7 protein-coding genes are annotated in these 7875 nt (G+C 54.5%); 5 read left to right on the top strand and 2 right to left on the bottom strand.

Going from position 1 to position 7875, the window contains the following annotated elements; all coding sequences use genetic code 11:
• Positions 1-197: 197 nt before the first annotated feature.
• The gene (locus tag ACR0BK_RS20135; protein WP_480556047.1) at positions 198-830 is read right to left on the bottom strand and encodes a TetR/AcrR family transcriptional regulator; all 633 of its coding nucleotides are present in this window, start codon (positions 828-830) and stop codon (positions 198-200) included.
• Positions 831-866: 36 nt separating this feature from the next.
• On the opposite strand from ACR0BK_RS20135, the gene ACR0BK_RS20140 reads away from it, so the two are divergent.
• Positions 867-1340 carry a cupin domain-containing protein gene (locus ACR0BK_RS20140; RefSeq protein ID WP_480556043.1) on the top strand — a complete coding sequence of 158 codons (474 nt, stop codon included), beginning with the start codon at positions 867-869 and terminating at the stop codon, positions 1338-1340.
• A gap of 95 nt (positions 1341-1435) precedes the next feature.
• Positions 1436-2266 carry a class I SAM-dependent methyltransferase gene (locus ACR0BK_RS20145; protein ID WP_209598739.1) on the top strand — a complete coding sequence of 277 codons (831 nt, stop codon included), beginning with the start codon at positions 1436-1438 and terminating at the stop codon, positions 2264-2266.
• Positions 2267-2941: 675 nt separating this feature from the next.
• On the opposite strand, the gene ACR0BK_RS20150 is transcribed toward ACR0BK_RS20145, so the two are convergent.
• A complete protein-coding gene (locus ACR0BK_RS20150; protein WP_480556044.1) occupies positions 2942-3829 on the bottom strand; it encodes a helix-turn-helix domain-containing protein in 888 nt (295 codons plus the stop codon).
• 325 nt (positions 3830-4154) lie between these two features.
• On the opposite strand from ACR0BK_RS20150, the gene ACR0BK_RS20155 reads away from it, so the two are divergent.
• The 3 genes from ACR0BK_RS20155 (at position 4155) to ACR0BK_RS20165 (ending at position 7636) form a co-directional block, all read left to right on the top strand.
• A complete protein-coding gene (locus ACR0BK_RS20155) occupies positions 4155-5588 on the top strand; it encodes an amidohydrolase family protein (protein ID WP_209503344.1) in 1434 nt (477 codons plus the stop codon).
• Between the two features lie 123 nt (positions 5589-5711).
• A complete protein-coding gene (locus ACR0BK_RS20160; protein ID WP_480556045.1) occupies positions 5712-6461 on the top strand; it encodes a DUF3299 domain-containing protein in 750 nt (249 codons plus the stop codon).
• Between the two features lie 206 nt (positions 6462-6667).
• On the top strand, positions 6668-7636 hold the full coding sequence (locus ACR0BK_RS20165; protein ID WP_480556046.1) for a carbohydrate porin: 969 nt from the start codon (positions 6668-6670) through the stop codon (positions 7634-7636).
• Positions 7637-7875: the final 239 nt, after the last annotated feature.

Raw genomic sequence — 7875 nt, forward strand, 5'->3', positions numbered from 1 at the left:
CGCCCAGCCTACCGCGGCTTCCTCCTTGTCAGGTTATTCAACGCGGGCCGGGTTACACACGAACGCCAACGATGCGCCGCGGCCCGCATCGAAAAACCTTCGACATAGCTGTCGGTCGCTGCATTGCAACACGTTTAGCTGAGCATCTGCACAGCTAAAAAGCGCCCATCTAACCGAAATTGCGTTGCTGGCGCGTTTCACACTTTCGGCAGGTACTGGTTAAGCAGAGCGTCCACGAGACCTTCTTGTAGCCGGTACCCCTTTTGCTGATCTACGCGCAGAATATCTTCCAATATCACAAACTGCTCTATGCCTGTTGTCATGGCCAAACGTAGTGTCAGATCTTCGTAATCGCTCAGTTTCATCGAGCTGCAAACGGGTTCAAGGGCCTCTCCAAATGCCGCGACCCTTCTCGCTCCACGCATTTTGACAGTGCCGTCTTGCAGTGATGCCTTCAGCGATTCAGCCAGAAACTGGCGAAAGAAAGCCTCATGTTTGCGGGAGAAATCCAGATAGTAGCGCGCAACCGCGTGCACACGGTTGCGTACATCCTCAAGTCCTTCCAGCAATTCTGCGGTCGGCATCACCTCTATGTCGAGGGTCGCGTCGAGGGCCAACACGCCGGGATCGGAAAAGTACCGGTATACCGTTGCCCGACCGGTTTTCGCGCGCTCTGCTACTTTGGCAAGCGTCACATTTTCCCCCTCTGACATAAGCTCACGTGCCGCCGCCAGCAACGCCTCTCTAGTCCTGTTCTTTTGATTGGTTCGAGGGGCCACACCGATGTTCCTTAATGATAAACTTGTCTCATGATTGGATATGTGTATCATAAAGGTACATTCATCGAAGTAAAGGGAGTCGTTGAAATGACGCAATCTCGCCCTCGCACATATCACCTTCTAGGGAACCTTCTGAAATTCCACGCATTTCCAGCCGAAACCGGAGATCGCTGTACAATCGTTGAAATCAAGACCGCCCCGGGTGCCGGCGCGCCCCCCAATCATCACGCTGGCGAAGATGAGAGTTTCTATGTGCTCGAAGGCGAGTTTGAGTTTTTCCTAAACGGCGAGACAAAAAAGGTAAGCAGTGGCGATTTCGTGAAAGTCCCCGATGGCGCGGTGCACGCGTTTACTTGTATTGGGAAAACTCCAGGTCGCTTGCTATGCATCAACGCTCCGGGAGCTATGCATGATACATTCTTCACCGAAGCGGGCGAAGCAATGCCGGACGGCACAACGGATATTCCTGCACCCGATGGGCCACCCGACATTCCGGCGATCATGGCGGTGGCGGAAAAGGCCGGCATGACGATCCTGGCCCCTGAAGACGCACCCGCTTGAAGCAACCTAAGCCACGCGCTCAAGTCTGGGCGGTAAGCTGACATATTATCCCTGCTGATATATCCTGCCATCATCACTATTGGGGAGGCTATGTCATGACGAACCTGAAAGAGGTCGCCCAACACTATCATTCAGGACATCTGCTTAAACGCATCTCTGACGGCTGCGCGGCGCTGGATCTGACACCACCGATTGCGCACGACGCACTCGCTCCGGTGGACGAATTTCATATTGGTGGCCGTCGTGCAACTGAACCGTTTGTTAAGTCGCTACAGCTTTCCAAGGGTAGTCGCGTCCTGGACCTCGGCTGTGGTCTGGGAGGCCCAGCCCGCTTTGTCGCTGCAACGACAGGAGCTCATGTCACCGGCATCGACCTGACGCCCGAATTTGTAGAAACCGGGCGCGCTTTGACCGAGTGGACGGGATTGAATGACAAGATTGAATTGGTTGTAGGCAGCGTGCTCGAGTTGCCTTTTGAGGACGCATCAATGGACGCGGCCTACATGATCCACGTCGGCATGAATATCGCCGATAAAACTGGGATCGCGCGAGAAGCAGCGCGGGTTCTCAAGCCTGGCGGCATCTTTGCGATCTACGATGTGATGCAGGTCGGAAGCGGACAAATGGATTACCCGGCGCCTTGGGCATCATCTCGTGAACTAAGCGCGTTGGACCCGCCTGAAACCTATGAGGCGGCCTTAAAATCGGTGGGGTTTGAGGTTGGGGAACGCATTGACCGTACAGCGTTTGCTAAACAGTTCTTCGCTGATCTTGCTGCCGCACAAAGCCAGGCCGACGGTCCCCCGCCACTCGGGCTACATCTCATCATGGGCGATGACACCGCGCTGAAAGTACGTCACATGGTGCACAACATTGAGAGCGGTTTGATCGCACCGATTGAGTTGCACGCGCGGCTGCATAGCTAGCGGCGGCTCTCGAGCAGTTCGTGTCTTTTTGAAGTGGCCGCTTTGGCTCACTGCTGCCGTCGGATGCGGCGCGGCATCTCGTGTCGAAGCCCGCATGTATGCTTCAGGGATCGGCCCACTCCTGACGTTGCCGATGTCGCCAAGCGCTGCGGCGCAGCTTCACCAGACCGGATTTTCGCCGCACTGCCGAAATGCTGCCCCGCTCGAACTCACAGATCGCGGACTTTTCCGTCGTTGCCTGTCCGGGTGTTTGCTTGCGCACCATCTGCTCACAGGCGCGGCACGTCTATCATTGCGATGCAGCGCACTTCACCGAACCGGTCATTCGGATGCGGTATATTGGCTCAATCCGAAACCGATCCTTCGCTGCATCCCTTTTCGGCAATCAACACCGGGGCAAACAAGCCAATTGTTTGCGATAGACGAGTGGCTGCTTTTGTTTCCAATTACTCCCGTCGTCAGCACTAGCTGTGGAAACGCGTTGTATGTTTGATCAGCTTGAGAGCAGAAAAAACTCGCAAGTTATATTTTTCCTAAAAGCCAAATTGCAGTTCCAACATCGAGCATGCAGAGCCCACATTTGGTACAAACTCAATTGCTACATTCAGCCCAAAGAGTCTTAACTCATTGGCAACCAACGAAATTGCAGATCTTGCTTGCAGAGATGTTTTGAGTTTAGACGCCTCTCCTGAATTGAGATGGTGTCATTCCTGTGCTTCTGATGAAAGCTCGCGTGAAATGCGCCTGGTTGGAGTAACCCAAGGATTTCGATATCTCAAATATCGTTAACTCTGGCACCTTTAGCATGTTTATTGCGGCTTTTGTCCGTTCCCGGGACAGAATTTCAGAAAAGCTGGTCCCTTCATTTTGAAGATCGCGCTGCAGGTGACGGTCACTCAGGCCAAGCAACCGCGCAATGAATTGCAGAGACAAGCGAGAATCGTGGAGGTAGGTGCAGACCAGCGCGGCAATGGCGCGCGTCGTGGGAACCATCTGATCATGCGTGGCAGGATCGGGCAAAATGACGGCCTCTGAAACCATTTCCCCGCGTTCGATGTGGATTTCCGTGACCGGCTGAGCAAACCGAAGTCTTGCTTCCGCGGATTGGGCAAGCCATTCGAGGTCGAGGTGATGATCCGACTGTAGGTTCAGCCTCTTCGGAGCCCAGGACGGCCCCAGTGCACTCCGGACGGTTTCTAGCATGAGTTGAAGAACATAAAGTTCAACCTGCCGGACCTGCTCGCGATCGCCAACAATGGCGTTGCGGCCGAAAACCAGACCATTCCAGGCCGGGCGAACAAAGAAATCGGCTCTGCTGTATTCCAGCTTTGCCATATTGCAGAAGGTGGCCAAGCGATCGATAAGTGTTTTCTGATCATAAAGTTGCCGCAGGGTACCATGCATCTGCACGCTGGAAACGGATCCGGCATCAAAGCCGATGTCGAATTTTCCGGTACTCGTTGCGGCTTTGCTTGCGATTGTCCAGAGTTGGTGCTCCGCGATCATCAACTCCGGTTCTTGCATCATACGTTCGTCGATATCGACAGCTTGCAGGAGTTTCATTGGGTCACAGCCAGCGTCTTCGCAGGCAATTGCGAAGTTCAGCGCGTACCTAAGTTTTACGACTGCGACCAACACCTTCCACCATTATCGGAGCGCACACGACGCAGTATCGCAAGGCATTTACCATTTTGCGACCGCAAATTTACCATTTCATCCTAAAACCGGAATACTGTTAGGTGGCCTCTTTCGCACCTAGTACGCTTTTAGTGCGAGGAGCTAACATTGCCGCCTATGATTATTCTGTGCGCGAGGCACAAAAAAAAGTAATCGATGATCGGCCGAGGCTCCCACATGCCGAAACAAGACCAGGGGAGTCCGACAAATCATGTCCAAGACAATAACCGCAACGGCGGTCGTTGCAGTGCTAGCGATCGCGTCACCTGCGGCTTCGCAGGATAATACGCCGCCGCCGATCCTGTTCACCAATGTCGATGTGTTCGACGGGTTCGGCCCGGATCTGATCGAGGATGCCAACGTGCTCGTCGAGGGCAACGTCATAACTCAGGTCTCCACCGATCCGATCGAGGTAGAGGGCGCCTTCGTCATCGAAGCAACTGGAAAAGTGATGACGCCCGGTCTGATCGATATGCACCAACACGTGATGCTCAACGCGCCCGAAGGCACAGCAGCCTATCAGACCCGCTGGGACGGCGCGGCTGGTGGAGCAATTGCCATCCAATACATGAACGATCACATGCTGATGAAGGGGATCACGACGGTTCGGGACATCGCCGGCGATCCGCTGGATGTCGCCAAGGCCATCGATATGGGCCTCATTCGCGGACCGCGGGTATATTCCTCCGGTGGCGCCATTGGCCAGACTGGCGGTCACAGTGACTGGGCGGGAAGGAACGTACCGCCCCACATACTCGAAAACGGTTTGGATATGGCGCAGGCGACCGGCAACACTTGGGTGGTCGACGGAGTGGATGATGTTACGCTTGCTGCGCGTCTAAACTTGCGCCGGGGAGCGGCTTTTCTCAAGGTCATGGGCGGCGGAGGAGTTGCAAGCGAGTTCGATCCGCTCGAGATTCTTGGGCTCGCCGAGGACGAGGTTGCCCGGGCAGTCGAAATCGCACGTGACAACGGCACTTATGTGGCCGTGCATGCGTACCACGACGAAAGCTACGAGAGGCACCTGAGGCTCGGTACCCGCTCTTTCGAACATGGCTTCCTGATCTCCGAGGACATGGTGAAGAAAATGGTCGCAAAATACAATGAAACCAAGGACATTGTCTGGAGCTTCCAGTGCTTTATGAGCGTCAAGTCCTTCGGTAGCTATGATTCCATGCCGGCATTCTTCACACATGAACAGAAGCTCAAGGGCGTAGCGGCCGGCGAAGGCGTGCGCCGGATGTCCAAGTGGATGAATGAGTACGGCATGTTCATTGTGGGGGGGTCGGACATGTTCAGCCCTGGACTGGTCGAGAAGATCAAGGAGGACATCACCTGCAACGTCGATGCGGGTTTCAGCCCTGCGCAGGCCTTGAAGCACTGGACCGGCAACGCGGGGATCGTGCTCAAGTGGTCTGGTCCAAAAGACCCCTATCCGACCTATAACTTGGGCCAGATCGCGCCTGACAGCTATGCCGACATCCTGATCTGGGACGGCAACCCGCTTGAGGACATCAACCTGATCCTGGATGAGAGCAAGCTGCAACTCGTGATGAAGGATGGCCGCGCCTACAAGAACACCATGGTCGATACCGACAGCATTATGTACCGACCGGCAGTTCGTGAACCAGCTGTTTATCCATAAACATTTGAATTGGGTGGTGTGATGTACACGAACACGCTGACCCGATGATCCTGCGGGGCGGTTTTCTACCTCGGCCGCCCCGCGAAACACTTTTTGGAGAAAGAGATGCATCGTTTGCTGACTATGAGCATTCTGACGCTGTTTGTTCCGCTCGCCGCGCCCGCTTCGGCTGAGCAGATCGCCTGGCAGGATCTGATCGATCCGTCGGCACAAACCTATGAGGATCCTTTTGAGGATTTGAACTATCAACAGATCGAATCCTTGCGGGCGATCGTACGAAACAGGGAGCTGCTGAACGACGCCACTCTCAGCGAGGCTCAGATGGCCGACGGTGCCGCAAAAATCAATGCGGCACTTGAGGAACTGTCTGAAGACGGGATTGATGCAGATTGGCTGATCGACCAACGCTGGACCGTCGCCGACCGGCGCAAGAAAGCAGCAACAGCGGCTAATCCGAACCTTGATGGTCAAATCGTTACATTGGCGGGTTACGCTATCCCAGCGCCTTTCGAAGCGGACGGGACCACTGTCGTCTACCTCGTTCCCATACGCGGCATGTGCAGCCATACCCCACCGCCAAACGCCAATCAGATGATTCGGGCGCGAGTTTTTGACGACTGGAGCCCCAGCACTATGCACGAACCGGTGCGGCTGACAGGCAAACTGTCAATTGAAGAAACAAATTACACTTTCCGCATCGTAGACGGCAATGTGCCAATGAGCTCCAGCTATGTTTTGGAGGTCTCGCAGACTGAAACGATGCGAGATCTGATGACCAGCACGCCAACAACAAATGATTGGGCGGCATCGATTGCTGATCGCATCCTTGCAGCGGGTCATCGCAAGACCGGCGGGGCAAAGGCGTCTGAATGATAAGACTTCTCGTTGTCACATTGAGTGTTGCGGTTGCTGGCGCTGCCTCGGCGCAAGGACTGTCTGGGCCTTCTTCGGTCGAGGCTGATCTACAGCCCGGAGATGGACTGACCGACCCACAGTACCGTTCCGATTTTCCACGCAACATCGCTCCGGGTTGGTTTCAGTGGAAAGACCGGCTGGCTGAGGGTGGGTTTCGGTTCAACGTGGATTACTTGGCATTGGGCCAAACCACGAATGCTGATTTGGGAACTGGTGAAGCCGCAAGTGGAATCGCTCGTTTCTACGGAAGTTGGCAGGCAACTGAACGGGGTTCCCTGACATTCAAGATTGAAAACCGGCACAGCTATACCGATGTTGCCCCACAGTTTCTCGGGCTGGATGGCGGAGCGCTTTCGATCACTGGGACGGCCTTCAACGATAATGGTTTGTTATTGACCAACCTGTTCTGGACCCAAAGGGCCGAGAACGGTTCGTGGACGCTGCAAGTCGGGCAGATTGATGTAACCGACTTTGTGGATATTTACGGGTTGGTAAGCCCCTACAGTGGTTTCCAAAACCTGTCCTTCAACACCAACCCGACGATTAACACGCCCAACCAAGGCATTGGCATTGCCGGTGGGGTAAAGCTGAGCGATAACCTTTACGCCGTCGCGAGCGTCTCAGACGCAAATGCCGACCCGTCTGATCCAAACTTTGATGTGTTCAGCGATGGTAATTTATTCAAATCACTCGAACTCGGCTACACTTCTGGCTTTGATCGCATCTACTTCGACAATATCCATCTGACCCTCTGGCATGCGGACGCGGCTGATGATGGTAGCCGTCCAGAAGATTACGGCGCCGCGTTTTCTGCTGCATGGTTTGTTGACAATAAGTGGATGCCATTCTTTCGGGCAGGGGCCTCAAAAGGGACAGCAGCACTCTATGATCGGTCCATTTCTGCCGGTGTCGGCTATTACGGTCGCAATACCGATTTGGCCGGGCTGGGTCTGAACTGGGCTGAGGCAAGAGGCATAGACGGCGATCAGTTCACGCTTGAAGCATTCTATCGCTTTTCAATCTCACCCGGGCTGCAGATCACGCCTTCGATACAATTCATCTCCAACCCGCTTCTGAACCCTGACCAGGATAGCATTACTCTGTTTGGTTTAAGAACCCGGATTGTTTTCTAGCACGGGGTGATCGCACTCGGAAAAGATTTGTGTCAAAGGGCGATTGAGGTAGAACAACAGGACTTTGCAAAGTCCGCTTTTTCTGCGCGTAGCAGTCAATCAGGCCATCTTCAGCAAATGACCGCAAAGAGCCGATATTGTTGAAAAACAACGTGTTGCTGGCGCAGAGAGAGGCGTACCGAACTGAGCGCGAGTGCCTTTCTTGTCAGGCTTTGCTCGTTTGCTGCGGTGCGGGAAAG

The organism is Ruegeria sp. AF1 (assembly GCF_056542125.1).